The 20,324-nt window shown below is 31.7% G+C and carries 21 protein-coding genes and 1 tRNA gene; 12 read left to right on the plus strand and 10 right to left on the minus strand.

Annotation, left to right across the window (positions count from 1 at the left end):
- Positions 1-13 precede the first annotated feature (13 nt).
- Complete coding sequence (gene gatB / locus ROY99_07035) at positions 14-1,450, minus strand: Asp-tRNA(Asn)/Glu-tRNA(Gln) amidotransferase subunit GatB (protein ID MDT3696133.1); 1,437 nt, start codon at positions 1,448-1,450, stop codon at positions 14-16.
- Positions 1,451-1,706: 256 nt separating this feature from the next.
- Between gatB and ROY99_07040 the strand changes: the two genes are divergently transcribed.
- From ROY99_07040 to ROY99_07055, 4 genes are all read left to right on the plus strand, one after another.
- On the plus strand, positions 1,707-2,129 hold the full coding sequence (locus tag ROY99_07040) for a hypothetical protein (protein MDT3696134.1): 423 nt from the start codon (positions 1,707-1,709) through the stop codon (positions 2,127-2,129).
- A gap of 304 nt (positions 2,130-2,433) precedes the next feature.
- Positions 2,434-3,507 (plus strand): T9SS type A sorting domain-containing protein, encoded by a 1,074-nt coding sequence (locus ROY99_07045; protein MDT3696135.1) that lies wholly within the window; start codon positions 2,434-2,436, stop codon positions 3,505-3,507.
- Positions 3,508-3,566: 59 nt separating this feature from the next.
- Positions 3,567-5,396, plus strand: coding sequence for an oligoendopeptidase F (gene pepF, locus ROY99_07050; GenBank protein ID MDT3696136.1), 1,830 nt, complete (start codon positions 3,567-3,569; stop codon positions 5,394-5,396).
- A 17-nt stretch (positions 5,397-5,413) separates the two neighbouring features.
- Positions 5,414-6,427 carry a guanosine monophosphate reductase gene (locus ROY99_07055; GenBank protein MDT3696137.1) on the plus strand — a complete coding sequence of 338 codons (1,014 nt, stop codon included), beginning with the start codon at positions 5,414-5,416 and terminating at the stop codon, positions 6,425-6,427.
- Between the two features lie 58 nt (positions 6,428-6,485).
- On the opposite strand, the gene ROY99_07060 is transcribed toward ROY99_07055, so the two are convergent.
- From ROY99_07060 to ROY99_07070, 3 genes are all read right to left on the minus strand, one after another.
- Entirely contained in the window at positions 6,486-8,714 is a 2,229-nt protein-coding gene (locus ROY99_07060; GenBank protein ID MDT3696138.1) for a heavy metal translocating P-type ATPase, read from the minus strand.
- Positions 8,715-8,724: 10 nt separating this feature from the next.
- Positions 8,725-8,922 carry a cation transporter gene (locus tag ROY99_07065; GenBank protein MDT3696139.1) on the minus strand — a complete coding sequence of 66 codons (198 nt, stop codon included), beginning with the start codon at positions 8,920-8,922 and terminating at the stop codon, positions 8,725-8,727.
- A gap of 120 nt (positions 8,923-9,042) precedes the next feature.
- The gene (locus tag ROY99_07070) at positions 9,043-9,399 is read right to left on the minus strand and encodes a hypothetical protein (GenBank protein MDT3696140.1); all 357 of its coding nucleotides are present in this window, start codon (positions 9,397-9,399) and stop codon (positions 9,043-9,045) included.
- A 247-nt stretch (positions 9,400-9,646) separates the two neighbouring features.
- On the opposite strand from ROY99_07070, the gene ROY99_07075 reads away from it, so the two are divergent.
- From ROY99_07075 to ROY99_07090, 4 genes are all read left to right on the plus strand, one after another.
- A complete protein-coding gene (locus ROY99_07075; protein MDT3696141.1) occupies positions 9,647-9,940 on the plus strand; it encodes an HU family DNA-binding protein in 294 nt (97 codons plus the stop codon).
- 11 nt (positions 9,941-9,951) lie between these two features.
- Entirely contained in the window at positions 9,952-10,659 is a 708-nt protein-coding gene (locus ROY99_07080; protein MDT3696142.1) for a tetratricopeptide repeat protein, read from the plus strand.
- Between the two features lie 188 nt (positions 10,660-10,847).
- Positions 10,848-10,920, plus strand: a tRNA-Thr gene (locus ROY99_07085).
- 215 nt (positions 10,921-11,135) lie between these two features.
- Complete coding sequence (locus ROY99_07090; protein ID MDT3696143.1) at positions 11,136-11,750, plus strand: peptidylprolyl isomerase; 615 nt, start codon at positions 11,136-11,138, stop codon at positions 11,748-11,750.
- Between the two features lie 382 nt (positions 11,751-12,132).
- Here ROY99_07090 and ROY99_07095 read toward each other — a convergent pair whose 3' ends face one another.
- From ROY99_07095 to ROY99_07120, 6 genes are all read right to left on the minus strand, one after another.
- Complete coding sequence (locus tag ROY99_07095; protein MDT3696144.1) at positions 12,133-12,531, minus strand: hypothetical protein; 399 nt, start codon at positions 12,529-12,531, stop codon at positions 12,133-12,135.
- 237 nt (positions 12,532-12,768) lie between these two features.
- Entirely contained in the window at positions 12,769-13,116 is a 348-nt protein-coding gene (locus ROY99_07100) for a hypothetical protein (protein MDT3696145.1), read from the minus strand.
- Between the two features lie 329 nt (positions 13,117-13,445).
- Complete coding sequence (locus ROY99_07105) at positions 13,446-14,021, minus strand: hypothetical protein (protein MDT3696146.1); 576 nt, start codon at positions 14,019-14,021, stop codon at positions 13,446-13,448.
- Between the two features lie 3 nt (positions 14,022-14,024).
- The gene (locus ROY99_07110) at positions 14,025-14,489 is read right to left on the minus strand and encodes a hypothetical protein (protein ID MDT3696147.1); all 465 of its coding nucleotides are present in this window, start codon (positions 14,487-14,489) and stop codon (positions 14,025-14,027) included.
- 41 nt (positions 14,490-14,530) lie between these two features.
- Positions 14,531-15,211, minus strand: a complete 681-nt coding sequence (locus tag ROY99_07115; protein ID MDT3696148.1) for a response regulator transcription factor — start codon at positions 15,209-15,211, stop codon at positions 14,531-14,533.
- The gene (locus ROY99_07120; protein ID MDT3696149.1) at positions 15,192-16,403 is read right to left on the minus strand and encodes a sensor histidine kinase; all 1,212 of its coding nucleotides are present in this window, start codon (positions 16,401-16,403) and stop codon (positions 15,192-15,194) included. Before ROY99_07120 ends, ROY99_07115 begins: the two co-directional genes overlap by 20 nt.
- 254 nt (positions 16,404-16,657) lie before the next feature.
- Here ROY99_07120 and mraZ point away from each other — a divergent pair, with 254 nt between their 5' ends.
- From mraZ to ROY99_07140, 4 genes are read left to right on the plus strand one after another with little or no spacing between them, the layout of a single operon-like run.
- Positions 16,658-17,098, plus strand: a complete 441-nt coding sequence (gene mraZ, locus ROY99_07125) for a division/cell wall cluster transcriptional repressor MraZ (GenBank protein MDT3696150.1) — start codon at positions 16,658-16,660, stop codon at positions 17,096-17,098.
- A complete protein-coding gene (gene rsmH, locus ROY99_07130) occupies positions 17,095-18,018 on the plus strand; it encodes a 16S rRNA (cytosine(1402)-N(4))-methyltransferase RsmH (protein MDT3696151.1) in 924 nt (307 codons plus the stop codon). The genes mraZ and rsmH overlap by 4 nt, the downstream gene beginning before the upstream one ends.
- Positions 18,015-18,347, plus strand: coding sequence for a hypothetical protein (locus tag ROY99_07135; GenBank protein ID MDT3696152.1), 333 nt, complete (start codon positions 18,015-18,017; stop codon positions 18,345-18,347). The genes rsmH and ROY99_07135 overlap by 4 nt, the downstream gene beginning before the upstream one ends.
- Positions 18,337-20,322, plus strand: a complete 1,986-nt coding sequence (locus tag ROY99_07140; protein ID MDT3696153.1) for a penicillin-binding protein — start codon at positions 18,337-18,339, stop codon at positions 20,320-20,322. The genes ROY99_07135 and ROY99_07140 overlap by 11 nt, the downstream gene beginning before the upstream one ends.
- Positions 20,323-20,324: the final 2 nt, after the last annotated feature.

The following is a 20,324-nucleotide window of genomic DNA, read 5'->3' on the forward strand; positions in this document are numbered from 1 at the left end:
TAAAAATACAATTTTAATTGGATAATACTTGTTTCAATATATCATTAACAAGTTTTGGATTGGCTTTACCCTTTGTTTCTTTCATTATCTGCCCGACAAAAAATCCAAAGACTTTTTCTTTCCCTGATTTATAATCTGATACCTGTTCAGGATTTTCAGCCGTAATCTTTTTGATGATTTCAGATAATTCCTCAGGATTAGAGATTTGTACAAGATTTTTTTCTTTCACAATTATTTCAGGATCAGAATTACTATTCAACATTTCAGCAAAAACTTCTTTAGCTATCTTACTGCTTATGGTGCCTTCTTTAATAAGATTAATCAATTTTCCCAGATTATCAGGTGAAATTGTAAACTCTGCTATGTTTAATTTTTTGTCATTTAATACTGAGAGAATATCACCGGTCAGCCAGTTACTTGCAAGTTTGTATTCATCAGTTACAGCAACAATTTTTTCATAATAATCAGCGAGCTCTCTGTTATTTGTGATTATCTCTGAATCATATAGTGGTAATTTGAAATTATTAACAAAACGTTTCAGTTTTTCATCGGGTAATTCAATAAGAGATGACTTTAATTCTTTTAGCCAATTATTATCAATTTCAACCGGCAATAAATCCGGATCAGGAAAATACCTGTAATCGTGTGCTTCTTCTTTGCTTCTCATTGGATAAACTTCATTTGCATCTGCATCCCAAAGCAATGTTTGCTGAGTTATCTTTTCTCCGTCTTCAATCAATTCAATCTGTCGTTTAACTTCGTATTCAATAGCTCGCTCAACATTTCTAAATGAGTTCATATTCTTAATTTCAGTTTTAACACCTAATTGATTATCACCTTTTAGCCGGACAGAAATGTTTGCATCACATCTAAGCGAGCCTTCTTCCATATTTCCATCACAAATTCCAAGATACTGTACTAATTGTTTGATCTTTGTTAAATATAAATAAGCTTCTTCGGAGGTTCTAATATCCGGTTCACTTACAATTTCGATCAATGGAACTCCAGACCTGTTTACATCTATTAATGTTGAAGAACTGAGATCGTGAATTGATTTTCCAGCATCTTCCTCAAGATGAATCCGGGTAATTCCGATTTTTTTTAACTCAGAATCTTTTGGATGTATTTCAACAAACCCATTTTCACAAATCGGCTCTTCATATTGTGAGATTTGATATCCTTTAGGAAGATCAGGATAAAAATAATTTTTGCGTGCAAAAACTGAATGGCTATTAATTGTACATTTTGCTGCAAGCCCCATTAAAACAGTAAACTCAACTGCTTTTTTATTTAGCACTGGCAGCACACCGGGATGACCAAGACAAACCGGACAAGTATTACTGTTTGGTTCATCACCAAATTTTGCAGAGCAGCCGCAGAATATTTTTGTATCAGTTAGAAGTTGTGCGTGAACTTCCAACCCGATAACTGCTTCGTATATTGGATTCATAATTTAATTGTAGCTTGTATTAACAAATATAAATATGTTGTTATTTATATAGAAAGATTAAAAACCTTCATTTTTTTAAGTTAAATATTTACTGATTAGTTTAAAGTGTTTAAGATAGGTTAAAATCATGTGCTGGATAAATGATTATGGGGTATAAACTAAAATTTCTATAAGTACATTAAAATGTGTTGCAATTTAGATTTTAATAAAATAGTTTAAGCTCAAAGACAAGATTAATTAATTCTGAAAGTTGTAAATGTATAGATTACTGCTACTACTGTTTCAGATTTTATATTTGTTTCTATTCACCAATTGCCGTGAAGAAATTTTGACTCCGGGAAATGATGCCGGCAATGTCAATGATCCAATTCAGGATAATAAAACCAACTATTACAGTTTAATAATCTTTGCAGAAGATTTAACCACTGATATTACTGCAATTACAAACTTTAATCTTAATACTACAAAAACCCTGCTCACTATTACAGATTTTGAAGGCGGATCGGTTTTATTTACAATCAGAGATAAAAAAGGTATTTCACTATATAGGTTCTCTGCTGAATCTGAAGTAAAAAATGAATTAAGGAAGATGACCAATGGTATTCCGGACAAGGTTGAACTAAATTTCCAAAATTTTTCAGGTAAATTGAAATTTTCGCTTTCATATTTTAATGAATGATCTTTGCTGACTTTTGATAAAATATTTTAAAAATTATTTAATGAGCATACTATCCTTTCCCTAAAAAACAGATTATCTCAGAATCTATTTATTTTGATTCCCAAACAAACACCAATACTAAAATGGATTCAGGTTTACTATTGGACGGTTCAAAATGACAATAACAACGATTTTAAACAGATCGTTTTTAATTATATACTGAATGCAGAGATGTTGTCAACAGTTTTCTGTTTTAATAAATTTATTTATACAAAAAGGGGTTTCTTTATTTATATTTGCTTGTGTTATAAATAGATTCTTAACTATGAAAAAAATGATTATCATCCTATTTCTTCTTGGAAGTCTGGAATTTGCCTTTGGACAGATAGCCTCTGATTATTTTCCGGAGCAAACTGGTTATAAATGGAATTATGAATTAATTCCGCTTGATTCTTTAAACAACCGGGTTGATTCTTTAAAATTTTATGGTATAGATTCTTTTTATGTTGAAGCACCTTTTAATGGAAGAGATTCAAAAATTGTTCTTACTAAAACCGGGGCATTGAATACAATAAACATCCAGCCTTTTATAGATTCACTTTTTTACAGTTTTAGCGGCTCAAATGGATTTGAATATTTTGACCCGAATTTATTATCAGGACTGCTCGGTAATCTGGATTCAACATTAGGAGTAAACTTCCTAAGTTTCTTTAATTCCTTAAAAGGCTGGTATTCATATTACAGATTTGCAAGCACAGTAAATCAGGAGTATGTAATTTTCAGCAAGGACACAATCATAGCTGTTAATTCAGTTAATTACCCGATCAGGTTTCAATTAATTGGTAAAAGATTAAGTGATGAAATAATAAGCACTGATATAGGGAGTTTTACTTGTAAAAAGTTTTTACTTGAGAGACGACTCAGTTATACACAGCTTATTCCGATCATAATTAAATTATTTGGAGTGGAAGAAACTATCTGGCTGGCACCTTCAAACTGGAAAGTTAAAAGCTATATTCCCTCAACTCATTTAAATTTGTCTTGGATTAATGGTCCTGTTTTTACAATACCTGGGCTGGAAACAAACATCAAAGATCAAATAACTAATGTTGATGATAAGTCTGTTAAGCCATTGATGTTTGAGTTATATCAGAATTATCCAAATCCATTTAACCCGTTAACTAAAATAAAGTATTCATTGCTGAACTCTGAGTTTGTTTTGTTAAAGGTATTTGATATTCTTGGTAATGAAATCAAAATATTAGTAAGTGAAATAAAACCTGCAGGCATACACGAAGTTGTGTTTGAGGCTGAAAATAATTTAGCATCAGGAACATATTTTTACGAGTTAAAGGTTGGCGGTCAGGTTAATTCCAGAAAGATGATTTTAATCAAATAATACTATAATATATTTGTGAAATAATTTAAAATATTTAATTCCACGTTAGAGGGGTGATTATGAAAAATCTAATTTTTAATACAGATAATTCAATTATTGAAATTCCAACCAGGGATCAAATTGATGAAAGATATAAGTGGAATCTTTCAGACATTTATACAACTGATGTTCAATGGGAAAATGATTTTAATTGGGTTAGTGATAATATTGTTAAATATAAAACTTTTGAAGGACGTCTTAATAATTCGTCTGATCTTTTAGCCTGCTTAAAATTTGATGAAGAAGTTGGTATTAAACTGGAGCGTTTAAATCTGTATGCTATGCTCTCAAAAGATAGTAATATGCGTGATACAAGATATCAGAGAATGGATGGAAGATACAAAAGTCTTTATGCACAGATACTTACTGCAAGTTCGTTTATAAAACCGGAAATATTAAGGATTGATGAAAATAAAATTACTGAGATGTTAAATAGTAATGCTGAGCTGAGGGTTTATAAACATTGGTTTGATGATTTGTTAAGATTCAGAAAGCATACCTTAGATAAAGAGCAGGAAGAACTTCTTGCTATGGCTGATGAAATTACACAAATACCTTATAATACATATTCGTTATTTACTAATGCTGATTTGGAATTTCCAAAAGTAATTGATGAAGATGGAAATTCAGTTGAGATTTCTCATTCGCGTTATTATGCTGCTTTGTATTCAAAGGACAGAACATATCGTGAAGATGCATTCAAGGCATATCTATCTGTTTACCGGAAAAATGCAAACTCTTTAAGTGCCTTATTTAATGGAAATATTAAAACTAATATTTTTTATGCAAGAACAAGAAAATATAAATCAGCAAGAGAAGCTGCATTATTTAGAAACAATATTCCTTTATCGGTTTATGATAATCTGATAAAATCTTTAAGCGATAATATGGAACCTATGTATCGCTGGGCTTTACTTAAGAAAAAATTATTAAAGATCGATGAGCTTCATCCTTTTGATGTTTATGTAACTGTATTTGATCCCAAGCTGGAAAAGAAATATCCATACGACCAAGCTGTAAAACTTGTTCTGGATTCCTTAAAAATAATGGGTGATGATTACTTAGGATCTTTGAACAAGGCATTTGAGAACCGCTGGATTGATGTTTATGAAACCAAAGCAAAAAGAAGCGGGGCATATTCATCTGGAACAACTTTTGGGGTGCATCCTTATGTACTTTTAAACTGGACTGATCTGTTAAATGACGTATTTACTCTTGCTCACGAAATGGGGCATAATATGCACTCCTATTATACAGGCTTAACACAACCATATATTTACGCTAACTATTCCATTTTTCTTGCAGAGGTTGCATCTACATTTAATGAAAATCTGCTGCTCGATCATCTGATAAAGATTTCTGAAACATCAGATGAGAAATTATTCTTACTTGAAAAATATCTTAATAACATAACAACAACTGTTTACAGACAAGTTATGTTTGCGGAGTTTGAAATGCTGACTCATTCCAAAGTAGAGAATGGAGAAGTTCTTACTCCGGATATACTTTGTAAACTTTACAAAGATGTTTATCAGAAGTACTGGGGTGATAAAATGATTGTTGATGAAGAAGAATCTTATACCTGGGCAAGAGTACCACACTTTTATTATAATTTTTATGTCTATCAGTATGCAACAGGATTTGCAGCTTCAGAAGCTTTAGCAGCAAAAGTAAAATCTGAAGGAAAACCTGCAGTTAATAAGTATCTGGATTTTCTGAAAGCAGGCAGTTCAGATTATCCGATAAATATCTTAAAAAATGCTGGCGTTGACATGAATTCGCCGGAACCGATTTTAACGGTAACAAAAAAAATGAATCAGATAATTGATGAAGTTGAAAAATTAATTTAAACTAATTTGAGAAAGCAATGAAGGTATATTCAAAAACAGAACTAAACTCTTATAGTCAATCACTTACTTATGACGATATAAGCCTTATTCCTACACAGATTTCAAGAATAAAATCCAGAACAGAAGCCTCTACTAATTGTAATTTTTTAGGACTTAAACTAACTGTACCGGTAATTTCCAGTCCGATGGATTCTGTAACAGGAATTGAAATGGCAAAAGAACTGACAAAGCTGGGAAGTCTTGGCATTATAAACAGATTTGATTCTTCTTTGGATGCAGTGTTGAACGCAAAGAATGGAAAGGGTATAAAAGCTGTTTCAATCGCACTGAATACAGATTTAAAAACAATAGAAAAAATTGCCGAAAAGAAATATTTAATTTGTATTGATACAGCAAATGCCAATAATAAAGAGGTGCTTAAGAAAACTGAAGCGATAAAAAAGAAATTTGATGTAAAAGTTATAGTAGGAAATATAGCTCACGGTGATAGTTTACATCAGTTAGAAAATGCCGGAGCTGATGCTGTTAGAGTTGGAATAGGCAGTGGAAGTGTCTGTACAACTTCAATCCAAACAGGTATTGGGATTGGACAGGTTTCATCGCTTCTGAATATCTGCTTCTCAAGAGCTCAGAAAAATTTGAAAATTAAAATCATTGCCGACGGCGGAGTGAAGAGCCCCGGCGATGTTGCTAAGGCAATTGCGCTTGGTGCTGATATAGTTATGCTTGGCAGAATGCTTTCCGGAACAAGGGAAACTCCTGGTGAAGTAATTAAGTACAATGGACAACTCTGGAAAAAGTATCGCGGCTCAGCATCCTTTGGAGTAAAAATGAGAAATGAGTTTATTGAAGGTGAAGAAACAATGGTTGCATACAAAGGCGCTGTTAAAAATGTAATTGATGGAATTTCTGACGGACTTAAAAGTTCTATGAGTTATATGAATTGCCTTAATTTAAATGAATTACGAAAAACCGAAACTTTTGCAGTATTAAGCAACAGCTCATTTTTAGAAAGACTACCGCGAATTTAATTATTCAAATGCCGGGAGAGGAATTTTTAGTAATGTTTTTAAAATGAATCTTCCGGTATTAAAGTTTACTGTTCTTAAGTCTAAGTGAATTACTTATTACAGATACTGAGCTAAGAGACATTGCTAATGCAGCAAACATTGGATTAAGCATTCCTAATGCAGCAAGGGGAATCCCGATTACATTATAAATAAATGCCCAGAAAAGGTTTTGTTTAATAACGCTGATTGTTTTGTTGGAAAGTTTTATTGCTTTTAAAACGCCTTTAAGATCACCGCTTAATAACACAACACCGGCGCTTTCAATTGCAACATCTGTCCCTGTACCAATTGCAATTCCTATATCGCTTTGTGCCAATGCAGGGGCATCATTTATACCATCACCAACCATAACTACTTTTTTATTTTCAGACTGCAATTCTTTTATCTTTAATAATTTGTTATGAGGCGTAACCTCTGCAAAATATTTTTCAATTCCAGCCAGTGCTGCAATTTTTTTTGTAGTGTTTTCGTTATCCCCTGAAGAAAGAACAGGAGTTACATTAATCTTTTTCAACCCGTCAATTACTTCTTTTGAAGTTGGTTTAATTGAATCAACTACAGTTACGAATCCTTTCAATTCTTTTTCAACAGCTAAAAAAATTATGGATGTATTCTTTATATTTTCATTTGATAATTCTTTAGAAAACCGTTCAACTGAAATCTTATTTTCCTGCATCAATTGAGCGTTACCTGCAAGAATAACTTTATTGTTGATTTTTGCAATTAGTCCTTTGCCTGATCTGTTTTCAAACTCTTCTGTTTCATAATAATTAACATCTTTATCAGCGGCATAGTCTATAACAGCTTTTGCAAGCGGATGATCGGATCTTTTTTCGAGTGAAGCTAAAACTGAGAAGAATTCTTTCTCAGAAATTCCATCAAAAAAGAAATTTTTTATCGAAAGCTTACCTTCGGTTAAGGTGCCAGTTTTATCAAAGACAATTGTATCTGCTCTGTGCAGTTCTTCAAGACTCTCACCGTCTTTGAACAATATCCCATTATGTGCAGCTTTTCCCATTGCAACTATCAGCGCTGTTGGAGTTGCCAAACCAAGTGCACAGGGGCAGGCAATTATCAAAACAGCAACAAAATTTATTAAAGCAATACTCAAATCTGACTGGGCAAATACTAACCAATAAATAAAAGTTAAGATTGCTATGATAATAACTGAAGGAACAAAGATAGATGCAACTTTATCTGCAATATTTTGTATAGGCGCTTTTGATCCCTGAGCGTCTTCAACAAGTTTTATAATATGACCAAGCACTGAGTTCTTTCCGATATCGGTGATTTCAAATTCAAAGTATCCGTTAGTGTTTATAGTACCGCCGATTACTTTTGAACCGATGATTTTTTCTACCGGCACACTTTCACCGGTTATCATTGATTCGTCAATTGCTGATGAACCGGAAATAATTAAACCATCGGCTGGGATTTTTGCCCCTGGCTTAATTATAATTATATCACCGGTTTTTATTTCGCTTAGTGGTTTTTCAATTTCAAGATTATTCTCTTTTACAAGTGCTGTTTTTGGCTGCAGCTCAAATAGTTTCTTTATTGCTGTACCTGTCTTTGATTTAGCTTTTGCTTCAAGCCATCTTCCTAATAATATTAAAGTAATTATCACTGCAGTCGTATCAAAATAAACATGGCTGATGTTTTGATGATGTGGAAACATTTCTGGAAAAAGTGTAACCAGCAGACTATATGTATAAGCCGAACCAGTTCCAACAGCTACCAGAGAATTCATATCAGCAGTAAAGTGCTTAAGATTTTTCCAGAATATTGAAAAAAATCTTCTGCCGGATATAAATATAACCGGAGTAGTAAGAATGAGTAGAATTTTGTTTATCTGTTCAGCATTTAAATGATTATTCAGAAAAAAATCTTCCCACATTATACCCATATTAATAATTGCAATGGGTATTGTCATAATGATTGAAAAGATAAGATTCTTTTTTAACTCCAGTTGATAATCAGTATTTGATGTTTTTAACTCAGTTTCCGGTATTTCTTCTTTAGTTGTTTCAGTAATATCAAGTTTATATCCAGCATCTTCAATTTTTGCAGCAACATCTTTCAAATCAACCAATTGAGGATCATAATCGAATGAAACTTTTTCTGTTGCCAGATTAACACTGACATTCTTTATTCCCTCAACTTTAGAAACTGTCTTTTCAACTCGGGCAACACAGCTTGCACAAGTCATTCCTTCAACCGGAAGTGATATTTTCTTTACTTCGATCATTATCAATTAATTATTGAATTACTGTATAACCTGCTTCAGTTATCGCTTCTTTTATCTGGGATTCACTTACTTTCTTTTCATCAAATTTTACAATTGCTTCACCGATTTTTACATCAAGACTATCAACATCAAGTTTTTGTATTTCTTTCTTTACTGCCATTACACAATGATTACAGCTCATTCCATCAATTTTAAATGTTGTTTCCATTATTATTCCTTTTTATAATTTTTCTTCGAATCAAATATACTAAAGAATATTTTTTAGGTGATGATTGGAATAATATCTGTGATTTGCATAACCGGAAAATTCAATAAAAGCAAATCGGCATTACTTGGTTTTGGGAGGTTGTTTTTTATCAGAAATTTTGGTTTGAGTGTGTGGATAATTATTACTTGCCGGCTTGAATATTTCAAACTTGTTTTTTTTCTTTTCAGCAATTGTAGGTTCACGTGTCAACGATTTATCTGGACTAAAACTATCATCTGTTTCGATAGACTTTTTAATTAAAACAGAATCCTTACTGGCTTTAGTAATCTCTTTGCTAACATCTTCAGAAGATATTTGCTTTTTTGTGTGGACTAATTGCTTCCGTCTTCTATAGGTAAAATAGGTGGTTACAAGAATGACCAGGCTTATAACTGTAAACCCAAGAAATATAAGTTGAATGATTTCAATTAATTGCATTATTATTTCCTATCCGCTAGCGATACCGACAATCATCTTGCCAAAATCAGCAATCTTTTATTTCGTTTTCCTTAAAATAACAAAGATCTTATATAAATTTCCTTTTCAATGTGAGAGAAAGTCTTAGATAATTCAAAAACGATGCACTTTCTAATATATTATAAAATAAGCATTTAAGTTGGATTTAGCTCAAATCTTTAATATTTTTTGCCTCCAAAAAAATTACTGTCAGAAAAATAGGTTTAAAATGACAAAAGCTGATATTGTAGATAGAGTTGCAGCAGGCACAGGGCTGACAAAACTTGAAACTGAGGCAATTATTGAAGGATTCTTTACTACTGTGATTGAAGCATTGAAAGAAGGGAAAGGCATCGAAATTCGTGGCTTTGGAAGTTATAAGGTTAAAAAGAAAAATGCCAGAACTGCCAGAAATCCAAAAACCGGTGAAAAGGTTTTTGTTGATGAACATTTTGTTCCTACTTTTAAGTTTTCTAAAGAATTTAAAGAAATCGTTAAAACCGGTCTTGCCGATAAATTATAAGGATATGTTTAATGTCTAAGTTTTGTAATCAATGCGGAAGTAAATTAGAAATAAATCATAAGTTTTGTCCGGAGTGTGGTGCTAAAATAGCTTTTAATAAAAACTCTAAATCCGGAGCTGATAACAATCAAAATATTTCTACTGTCAATGGAAAAACTTTAAATCCAAAAATTATTTACGGAGTTTTAATTGGCGGTATTGTTGTAATTGCAGTTATTATGTTTTCATCTGGAATGCTGGATTCTTCAAGTGGAGTTGTAAGTTCTGTTAATCAAAATGAACAGCAGGAAGTAACTAATTCGGGTGTAAATCTGAATAGTCTGCAGGCGATCAACGAGCTTGAAGCAAAAGTAAAGCAAAATCCGGATGACCAGCAGAGTCTTCTTGAACTTGCACATTTAAAGAATGATTCAGGTTTGTTTGAAGCTGCAATACAGAATTACAAAACATATCTTGAAAAAAATCCTGCCGATGCCGATGCAAGGGTAGATATGGGAGTATGTTATTTTAACTTAAGAGATTATCCAAATGCAATTAAGGAGATGGAAGCGGCACTAAAGTATGTGCCTAATCATCAGATAGCTCACTTAAATTTAGGAGTTGTAAATTTATCTGCGGGTAATCTTTCAAAATCAAAAGAGTGGCTGCAAAAAGCTTACGATCTAAATCCGACAAACGAGATCGGGCAAAAAGCAGAACAGTTATTGAAAAATCATTGATTAATATCTTAAAAGGAGAAGAATAATATGCCTTGTGGTAAAAAAAGAAAACGCCATAAAATGTCAACACACAAAAGGAAAAAAAGACTAAGAAAGAACAGACATAAAAAAAGAGTAAGATAATCCTTTACGTTTGATTTGCGGGCGGAGAGTTTTTCTTCGCCTTGTTTTTTGCAGTAAAGATATAAGCCAACTTAGCTCAGCTGGTAGAGCAAATCATTCGTAATGATTAGGTCGCCGGTTCGAATCCGGCAGTTGGCTCTTCTTTTGGGGGGCTTTAAAACTAATCCTCATTTGCTTTTCTATTTATACCTTCAATTACAACACTATCAGGTTATTATTTTCATTAGAACAAAAACTATTGACAATATCAGATTTTAATTGCTAATTACTATTAGAAAGATAATTGGTTTGTTAAGCCTATTTATTTTTCATTAACATAATTAGAAAAACAACTAAGCTTATAGAGGTGTAAAATGAAAAAGATAATTTTCATTTGTCTATTATTATTCATCTCGGGCTGTAAAGTTTTTCAACCCGAAGAGTCAAATTTTGTTCCTCCTTCTCTTATTAAGCAATCAGAACTGCCTCCACTTCAATTGTTAAACTTTCTGGATAGTTATGAATTCACCTGCGAGATGAGGGTAAATTGTTGTGGAGATGTGGTAAATGCCAAGATACTTACAACCAGCGGAGATGCTGAATGGGACTCGCTTGCCTGTCTCTCAATATTAAACTGGAAATACACTCCAGCTATCTACGAAGGACGTGCAATTGAACTTACTATTAAAAGAAGGGTTAGAATAGTAATTGAAGAACCTCAATTCTATTCACTTGCAGAAATTGAAATCCAAAATTACCATAAAGCAGATTCTGTTTATAAAGCATTGCTCGCAGGTGCTGATTTTGCCTGGCTCTGTATTAATTGTTCTTGTAGTCAATCAAAAGAAAGAAATGGTTTGCTTGGAAGAGTTAATATAAATTACTTTAACAATGAAATAAAAACTCAGATAGCAGCTCTGAAAGAAGGTGAGTTTACTAAACCGATCGTTTATGGTGAGCATTATATTATTTATAAAAGACTGGAGTAAAATAATAAATCATTTTTCTTTTTTAGGTGCTTACAGTGTGTTGTTTAAGAGAATTGTTGAAAATCCTAAAATTACCAGATACTAAAGTAGCAGAAGATTAATGGTTTGTTCATTATCGCAAAAAATTCTATTGAATAATTAAATCATCAAAATCATATTGAAATAAATCTTACTATTCTTTCTTATTCAACAGTTGGCTTTTTAACGGAATGCTTCTGCAGAGAAATATTTGTGTAATGATTTTGAAGTATTAAGTATCTGAATAATATTATTACAAGTAATAATCTGACAGAATCAACCGACATTTTGTTAAGTAATTGTAATTGTTCTTCTGCGGCTTAAATCATAGGAGAGTTAAATTCAGTTAACAATTAAGCTACAATTACGGTTTTTTAAGATGTCTATTTCCTAACAATAACAAAGATATAGCAATTCCGGCTGCAATTAAGTTTATGATACTGCTATTGCTTATAAGTTTATTAAGTATAAAATAATCCTGTATTAAAGAGTAAATAATATAGGTCAATAAAAGGAGTACTCCATAAAAAATATAGTTTCTGTCCTGTTCGAATAAAGCAATAGCAACAATAACAGAAGCAGAACTTAAGGCAATACAAGTAATAATTAGCAGAATCAGGATTATATAGCTATAATTAATATCAATCAGTATTTCAGAGTTATTTATCATAGCAATCAAACCACCAATACCTCTAATTAAACCAAACATAAATATGATTAATGAAGCTGAGCATAAATACCGACATTTCTTTTTTATATTCATAATGTCTCTTACTTAGGTTAAATATTTGTAAAATAGTTTTCGGCTGTATTAAAAAGTTATACAACCATTTTGTGTTAAAAAGATTTCCGGTTTGTTAGCCTCCAAACAAACCGGATTGATGTATTATATAAGTAATCTTATATCTACATCTTAATAATTTCCGGTAATCTAAAATTACCGGATATCTGTACAGGGTAATTATTAAACCAAACCCTTCCACCAGTAGGGTGTGGGAGTTTATAATTCCTGCAAATTAATAAAATAGTCAAGCTCAGATGAGTCAGAATCAGTAATGATTGATTTTCCATTTTTGGTTATCAATGCAACAATTGACCCTTTCTTCCACTCTCCTGTTTTTTCTTTTATAATAGTGTAAAAAGTTTTTCCATCATACATTGCATTGATTACTTCTTCTTTGGTCCAGGTGTAGCCCGCACCAATTTCTGTTCCCATATCATGATGTACTTTTAAATAAGCAATGGAATTTTTGATCACTTCATTTTCGTACCTGATTGCAGAGATAAGGAAATCTGCCCATTTAGTTATCTTGAATCCTGCTTGTATGTTGTAATCAACTTTAAACATTTTGACTCCACTCCTAATGTTAAATGAATTACTACTGTTCATTTTTTCATACTACAGTTGCAATAAATTTTGTCTGTTTCTCTGAATTGCTTACATCAGCATTCATATATTATATATCACATCTGCAGTAACAGATTAAAAAAATTATTAAAGAACCTATGTAATTCTAAAAGGTTGTTAAGAGAAAAGCATTAGTACATGTACTAACGAATTTATAGTGAAAAGTGCAATTTCAAACAGTTTTATATCTGAAATTAGGATGCAATTTTGCGAATTTGATTTTGGTAAAGTAATCGAAATAGAAAATCCGAAAAAATCCCGGATCATTTTTAGGTTGATTGAACAACTTTGTAATTCATTTTTGGATTATTCTCACTGAATATTGAAAAGAAAACAGCTAACAATAACTGAAATGCCAAATTAGTGTAAAACAATACTAATCCCTGATAATCGCCATTCAAGTATATCAATAGACTTGCAACAGATGTAATCATATAAAATGCAAGTACAAGACGAACGATATTAATTTTTTGATTATAGTGAAGATCTATTATAATTCTATAAATTGCTCTGATTGCTATTAAAGTATGAATGATAAGAAGAATGATATTTAAGTTGCTGACGAAATAAACCAGCGAATAGGCAAGTATAAAAACAAAAATCTCAATTTTACTAATCTTGAATGGCTTTGAGCGGTCAACGTTTATTGTGTAAAATAAGATTGGTGCAAATATAACAGCAATCAACTCATTCTCAACTGGTAGTATTGATATGACCAGAGATGTAAGTGGGTCACATATACCAAGAAAAAGGAAAAAATAGAAAAGATTAGTTTTAAATTGTCTGAATATTGGAAGTATCCAGACAACCATAGAAACATATAAAATTAGTAATGCCAATTTCATGTTTTAATCTGGACAATTAGGTGGACACTTGTTCCCAGTTTCCAGGGTTTTATTTTCAGTTGATAGTGATAATACTTCTTTACGTTGTTCTATATTAACAGCTTCAGATTCATCAGTACTTTGTTTATTCAATTTACTGTCAGTCAATAATTCTCTTACCTTCTTAGTGCCGTAAACAGTAAATACATCAGAATCACTATAATCTGCTTGTTCAGGAAAAATCAGTTTACGATTATCGTCGAGAATAATAAGCTGTCTATTTATTAATCCGAACATAATAGTTGTATTAGTTTTGTCCAACAAATTAATAAGATGATTCGAATCCATTTCAACAGAATAGATTACATTTCCGAATAGTTCATTGGCTTCATCAGTTGTATAAAATTTTCCTATTTTGGATCCTGGAGTACAACTGAAAAATAAAAGAGTCAGAGGGATAAGAACGATTAAATAATAATTTTTATTCATTGTATTACCTTTCATAAATTATGACAAAGATTTTAATTGCATCATATAACATTTTCACTATTTCTTTTTGAAAAATACAGCATGCCGCATTTTACAAGTTCTATTTGAGTCTTAGTGTCAAATTTTCTTAATAAGTTCGATCTATAATAATCAATTGTCTTTTTACTTAATGACATTTTTTCTGCCATTTCTTTACTTGTAATACCTTCCATTATCATTTTAAGTATTTGCTCTTCTCTGAAGTTAAGATCAATTAAGTGTTTTGTTTCTTCACTGAATTTTTTCTCATAATTCTGGAATAATGAACTGAGTGAAGCATCGTTCCAGTTTTTGCCAAAATATTTTTCTCCATTACTCACTTTTGAAATCGCATACACTAATTCCTCATCCAATATGTTTTTGTTAACTAATCCCATTCCGCCTGATTTAAGTACGTGGTAAACATATTCTTCAGTATCATACATAGAAAGAAATAACGCTTTAGTATTTCTATCCCGTTTAAGAATCTCTTCCACTGCTTGTATTCCGGTAAGCTCAGGCATAGCAATATCAGTAAGAACAATATCGGGACAATTATTAAAATATTTTTCTATCAGGTCTTTTCCGTTTTCAGCTTCAGCGATAACATGGTACTCTTTATGTTCTTCCAAAAGCTTAATAATACCTTGTCTGAACAAGGTATGATCATCTGCTACTAATATTTTAATTGTTGCTGTCTTCATTTGTCATCAATACTTCAATTGGAAAAGCTGCAATTATTATTGTCCCGCTGTTATTTGAAGAATCAATTTGAAAACTGCCTTTAAGTTTTTCAACACTTTCCTGCATGTTCATCATTCCAAGACCATCAGAAATATATTTTTCATTTAGCAGTTTTTTGGGTTTAAATCCAATCCCATCATCAGAAATAAACAATACCAGCGCAGTCTCTTCAAAAAACAGATTAATTGTAAATGATGTAGCTTTTGCATGTCTTATCATGTTATTAATTGACTCCTGAATAACTCTGAAAATACATATCTCAATATTTTTAGGCAAATGCAATGGCTGTTCAGGAAACTGTAATTGATATTTATACTTACCTTCGCGTGCAACATTATTACACATTGATCTTACAACAGTTTCTAGACCAAGCTCTTCAATATTCAAAGGTTTTAAATTATGAGCAAGCTCTCTTACATCTTTTAATGTAGAATCAAGAATATTAATTGTTCTGTAATATTCTTCTTCAATTAATCCAGAATTCAAAAACTTTTTATAGTTATTAACATTTAGTTTAATCAATAATAAATTCTGGGCGATTGAATCGTGTAATACTCTTGAAAGCCGGTTTCTTTCTTCTTCTATTACTTTTTGTAAATGTGCAGAAGAATTTCTTAAAAGATTTTGATAGTGAGTCATTTGCCGATCATATTCCTTCTGCTCGGTTGTATCCCAAAAATAAAGTTGTGCCATGCCAAGGAAGGATATACCGTGAAAATTAATATCATAATATCTGTCATTTATTTCCAGAGGAAGGATAAAAGATTTATCATTATTTATTATATCTGCTATCTGCAGATCAATTCCGGATATAATTGAATTAATGTAACTCTCATTTATCTTAAGATAAGTAAATCTGTTTTTAGCAGATTCATTCAAATTAATAATTAAACCATCCTGGCTAATTCTGACAATAGGATTCGGGTCAAGTTCTGAAAACATAGAAAGAATTTTTTCTGTTGTTACCTCAAATTGCTTTTTATCTTTCTTATGTTTTTTGATCATCGGGATGTAAATGCCTTTATATGAAATATAGATAATGGCAAGAACAAGAATAAAAATAAGTATAGATATAAAAACCGGATTGTACGTACTAGGAAATGATTTTAGATAATCATTAAACTCAGATGAATTTTGGATTAATACTAACAAAATACTTTCTTTATTATTAAATCATAAATTGAGCTAATACTAAATACAGTTTATAACATAATATTTCAACTTCTCATATTTTCTGATTGCCTGCTGTGTAATCCAAATACAAAATTTAACTTCTGATCCAGTCTTACTTAAAAAGATAATTCTCTTAGGTGAAAAATTTTTAATCTTTTTCTTGACTTTCGGTAAAATTTTCCATTATTTTGGGGTGTAGTGGGGAAAAATGTGGAAGATTAATTAAAAAGGAAATGTTTAGAGGTCAATTTACATATTCAATGGACTCTAAGGGCAGGATTGCAATTCCTGCTAAACTTAGAAAACACATATCTGCCGAAGCAAATGAAACGTTTGTGATGACCAGAGGTCTGTCTAATTGCATCGATTTGTATCCTTTAGACGAGTGGGTGAAGATTGAACAAGCATTGCTTAATCTTAACTCGTTTCAACCGGATGATGCAAGATTTATTAGAATGTTCGTTCAATTCGCTTCAGAAGATGTAATGGATGTTCAATCTAGAATAATGATCCCACCAGCGCTTATTAGTTATGCAGCAATTGAAAAAGAGGTTTTGATTTTAGGTGCTTTGAAAAAAATTGAAGTCTGGAATCCAAAAGTATATGAAGATTATCTTAGCCAATCGCCGCAAACTTATGAACAGATTGCAGCAAAAGTTATGGCAAGTAAATGATAGAGCATCATATTCCTGTGATGCTTTTTGAAAGTCTGGACCTTTTAATAACTGATCAATCAGGTGTTTACTTTGATGCGACACTTGGTTTTGGAGGACATACAACTGAAATTCTCAAACGGCTGACTAATTACGGGAGAATTGTAGCAGCCGATGTTGATACAGATGCGTTTGAATATTCACAGAAAAAATTTTCAAAAGAAGATAGAGTTAGTATTTACAATTTTAATTTTTCATTTATTGATGTGATTACAAAAATAGAATCATTAAAATATTTCGATGGTGTAATTGCTGATCTTGGTGTTTCATCATTTCAACTTGATAATCCTGAATCCGGATTTACTTTTCGTGCTGATGCACCATTGGATTTACGAATGGATAAGACAAAAGAAATTACGGCTGCAGATATAATTAACAGCTATAGTGAAGAAGATCTTGCTGACATTCTTTTTAAATATGGCGAAGAGAAGAATTCCAGGAAAATAGCGCGAAGTATAGTTCAGAAAAGACTGTTAAAAAAAATTGAAACTACAAGAGATATTACTGAAATAATTAGTGAACTGGTTCCTGAAATCTATCTCAGAAAATCTTTAGCAAGGATATTTCAGGCTTTAAGAATATATGTTAATGATGAACTTGGTAACCTTAAACTTTTTCTGGAAAACTCTGTTAACGTATTAAAAAAGGGAGGAAGGATTGTTGTTATCAGTTATCATTCTCTTGAAGATAGAATTGTTAAAGATTTTTTCAAAGGTGAAACAGTAGTAAACCTTAGTCCAAAAGAAGATCCTCTTGGACTGGTAAAAAGAGAAGCCAGATTAAAACTGATAAATAAAAAACCAATTGTTCCATCTGAAAACGAAATTAAAAATAATTATCGCGCCAGAAGTGCTAAATTAAGAGCAGCTGAGAGATTATGAAGAAAAGCTCTAAACCAACATTGCTGCTTGTATTAATTTTACTTTTAATAGTAACTGTCTTTGCTTTGTTAAATGTTGGTGTAAAACTTAAATATGAACAGAAACTGCTCTTAAAAGATAAGGCTGAAAAAATTATTAAAACTGAAAATCAGAAAAAAATAAAACTTACAGCTGAGTATCAAACAGTTACTGCTGAAGAAAGAATTGTTAACATTGCAAAATCTGAACTTGGAATGATCAGAAATACTGAGAATCCCGTTACTATTAAATTCGATAGTAAAAAACTTGAAGAAAGCCTGGAAACTTTAACTCAAAAATATGAACAATAATCGTGCTCTATTTGTAATACTGGTTTTACTGATCATCTTTATCACTTTGGTGGTAAGGTTAGTAAACATTCAGATACTTAAATCTGAAGAGTACTCTTATAACGCACAAAAGCAGCAGACCAAATTAGAAACCATTCAGGCTGAAAGCGGATTGATCTATGATCGAAACAATATTCTGTTAGTTTATAATCGTACTGATATCTCTTTTTATGCTGATTTACGGATGCTGAAACAAAAAGATAAAAATGATATTGCCCGCTTGTTTGCAAAAAAGTTTAATAAAAGTGTTAATTACTATCTGAACTTGTTAAAGGGAAATAAAAAAACTGTTACAATCGAAAAGAAAGTACAATCTGAATTAGCAGAATCACTGAAGAAAATAAAAAAAGATGGATTTTTCTTCCGTGAAGAATCTTCTAGAGTAAACCACTATAATAGTCTTGCATCCCATATTCTGGGATATATTAGCAGTGATGGACAGTATGTGATGGGTATTTCTGAGTACTTTAAAGAAGATCTTAAAGGTGTTGATGGTTCAAGGTTAGTTCAAAGGGATGCACTTGGTCGCATTGTAACTGTTGTTGATGAAAGTATTACGCCAGCAGTATCAGGCGATCATTTTTATCTTACAATTGATAAGAATTATCAGCAGATACTGGAAGATGAAGTTAGAAAAGGAATTAAAGATTATTCAGCCGTTTCAGGCACAGCAATAATGATGAATCCAAATACCGGTGAAATACTTGCACTTACAAATATCGAAGATTATGACCCGAATGAATATTGGAAAGCTAATGATTTTCAGAGAAGAAACAGAGCAATAACAGATACTTATGAACCCGGATCTACATTCAAATCTTTTACTTTAGCATCATTGCTCGATCAAAATCTTTGCAGGCTCGGTGAAACGCTTAATCTTGAAAACGGCAAGTATAAATTAAATTCTGTAAACATAAGAGATACTCATCCATTTAATAAACTCAGTGTTGCAGGAATATTTGAGCAGTCCAGCAATATTGGATTTGCTAAACTTGTGCAGAGAATTGATAATGAAAGATTCTTTAAATATTTACGCGGCTTTGGATTTGGAAACACAACTTCCATTACTTTGCCGGGAGAAACATCCGGGAAACTCCGCAAACCGAATGAGTGGTCAAAAGTCTCTAAAACATATCTGTCTTTTGGTTATGAAGTTTCTGTTACTCCAGTTCAAATGGCAGCAGCATATTGTGCTCTTATAAATGGCGGTGTTTTATACGAACCTCAATTAGTTCAAAGACAAATTTCTGCAAATGGTGAATTAATAAACGAGTTTAAACCGAAAGAAATCAGAAAAGTAATTTCAGAAAAAACATCTGAAGTTATAAAAAATCTTTTAGGTGATGTAGTTAATAATGGTACCGGAAAAAAGGCAAAATCTGATCTTATTACTATTGGTGGTAAAACTGGCACATCACAAAAACTTGTTGATGGAGTTTATTCGAAACAGCATTATAACTCTTCATTTGTTGGATTTTTTCCGGTTGAAAACCCACAGGTTGTTTGTCTGATACTAATTAACTCTCCCGATCAAGGGAAATATGGTGGTTTAGTAGCTGCACCAATATTTAAGAATGTTGCTGAGAGGATAGTTCAAACAGATAACGAAAAATTTCAACAATATCTGAATCCAAATTCTTCATTAAAACCAAAATTTGTTGAAGAAAAACAAGATGATTTCAAGAAGCAGGAATTAAAACATAAATCAAAAAATATTAAAGAAGTAAAATTATCTTCAAATAATAAAATGCCTGATCTGATCAACTGCCAGGTTAAAGATGCAATCAATGTACTTACAATGATGGGCATTAAGTATAAAATTAAAGGCTCAGGTGTAGTTGTTTCTCAAAGCATCACTGCAAATAAGAAATTAATTGGAGATGAGATTTGTTATCTGGAATGTGCTGAATACTTTGTTAAAGGGGCATCGTTTTAATA

This window comes from Ignavibacterium sp., assembly GCA_032027145.1.
GTDB lineage: Bacteria > Bacteroidota > Ignavibacteria > Ignavibacteriales > Ignavibacteriaceae > IGN3.

What these genes read in the sequence shown, in the direction of transcription:
- ROY99_07135 (MDT3696152.1), top strand. Translation starts at nt 18,015, where the DNA reads ATGAAGAAAAGCTCTAAACCAACATTGCTGCTTGTATTAATTTTACTT.
- gatB (MDT3696133.1), bottom strand. Translation starts at nt 1,450, where the DNA reads ATGAATCCAATATACGAAGCAGTTATCGGGTTGGAAGTTCACGCACAA.
- ROY99_07080 (MDT3696142.1), top strand. Translation starts at nt 9,952, where the DNA reads ATGTCTAAGTTTTGTAATCAATGCGGAAGTAAATTAGAAATAAATCAT.
- mraZ (MDT3696150.1), top strand. Translation starts at nt 16,658, where the DNA reads ATGTTTAGAGGTCAATTTACATATTCAATGGACTCTAAGGGCAGGATT.
- ROY99_07105 (MDT3696146.1), bottom strand. Translation starts at nt 14,021, where the DNA reads ATGAAATTGGCATTACTAATTTTATATGTTTCTATGGTTGTCTGGATA.
- ROY99_07110 (MDT3696147.1), bottom strand. Translation starts at nt 14,489, where the DNA reads ATGAATAAAAATTATTATTTAATCGTTCTTATCCCTCTGACTCTTTTA.
- rsmH (MDT3696151.1), top strand. Translation starts at nt 17,095, where the DNA reads ATGATAGAGCATCATATTCCTGTGATGCTTTTTGAAAGTCTGGACCTT.
- ROY99_07090 (MDT3696143.1), top strand. Translation starts at nt 11,136, where the DNA reads ATGAAAAAGATAATTTTCATTTGTCTATTATTATTCATCTCGGGCTGT.
- pepF (MDT3696136.1), top strand. Translation starts at nt 3,567, where the DNA reads ATGAAAAATCTAATTTTTAATACAGATAATTCAATTATTGAAATTCCA.
- ROY99_07055 (MDT3696137.1), top strand. Translation starts at nt 5,414, where the DNA reads ATGAAGGTATATTCAAAAACAGAACTAAACTCTTATAGTCAATCACTT.
- ROY99_07095 (MDT3696144.1), bottom strand. Translation starts at nt 12,531, where the DNA reads ATGAATATAAAAAAGAAATGTCGGTATTTATGCTCAGCTTCATTAATC.
- ROY99_07075 (MDT3696141.1), top strand. Translation starts at nt 9,647, where the DNA reads ATGACAAAAGCTGATATTGTAGATAGAGTTGCAGCAGGCACAGGGCTG.
- ROY99_07100 (MDT3696145.1), bottom strand. Translation starts at nt 13,116, where the DNA reads ATGTTTAAAGTTGATTACAACATACAAGCAGGATTCAAGATAACTAAA.
- ROY99_07065 (MDT3696139.1), bottom strand. Translation starts at nt 8,922, where the DNA reads ATGGAAACAACATTTAAAATTGATGGAATGAGCTGTAATCATTGTGTA.
- ROY99_07045 (MDT3696135.1), top strand. Translation starts at nt 2,434, where the DNA reads ATGAAAAAAATGATTATCATCCTATTTCTTCTTGGAAGTCTGGAATTT.
- ROY99_07060 (MDT3696138.1), bottom strand. Translation starts at nt 8,714, where the DNA reads ATGATCGAAGTAAAGAAAATATCACTTCCGGTTGAAGGAATGACTTGT.
- ROY99_07070 (MDT3696140.1), bottom strand. Translation starts at nt 9,399, where the DNA reads ATGCAATTAATTGAAATCATTCAACTTATATTTCTTGGGTTTACAGTT.
- ROY99_07115 (MDT3696148.1), bottom strand. Translation starts at nt 15,211, where the DNA reads ATGAAGACAGCAACAATTAAAATATTAGTAGCAGATGATCATACCTTG.
- ROY99_07040 (MDT3696134.1), top strand. Translation starts at nt 1,707, where the DNA reads ATGTATAGATTACTGCTACTACTGTTTCAGATTTTATATTTGTTTCTA.
- ROY99_07140 (MDT3696153.1), top strand. Translation starts at nt 18,337, where the DNA reads ATGAACAATAATCGTGCTCTATTTGTAATACTGGTTTTACTGATCATC.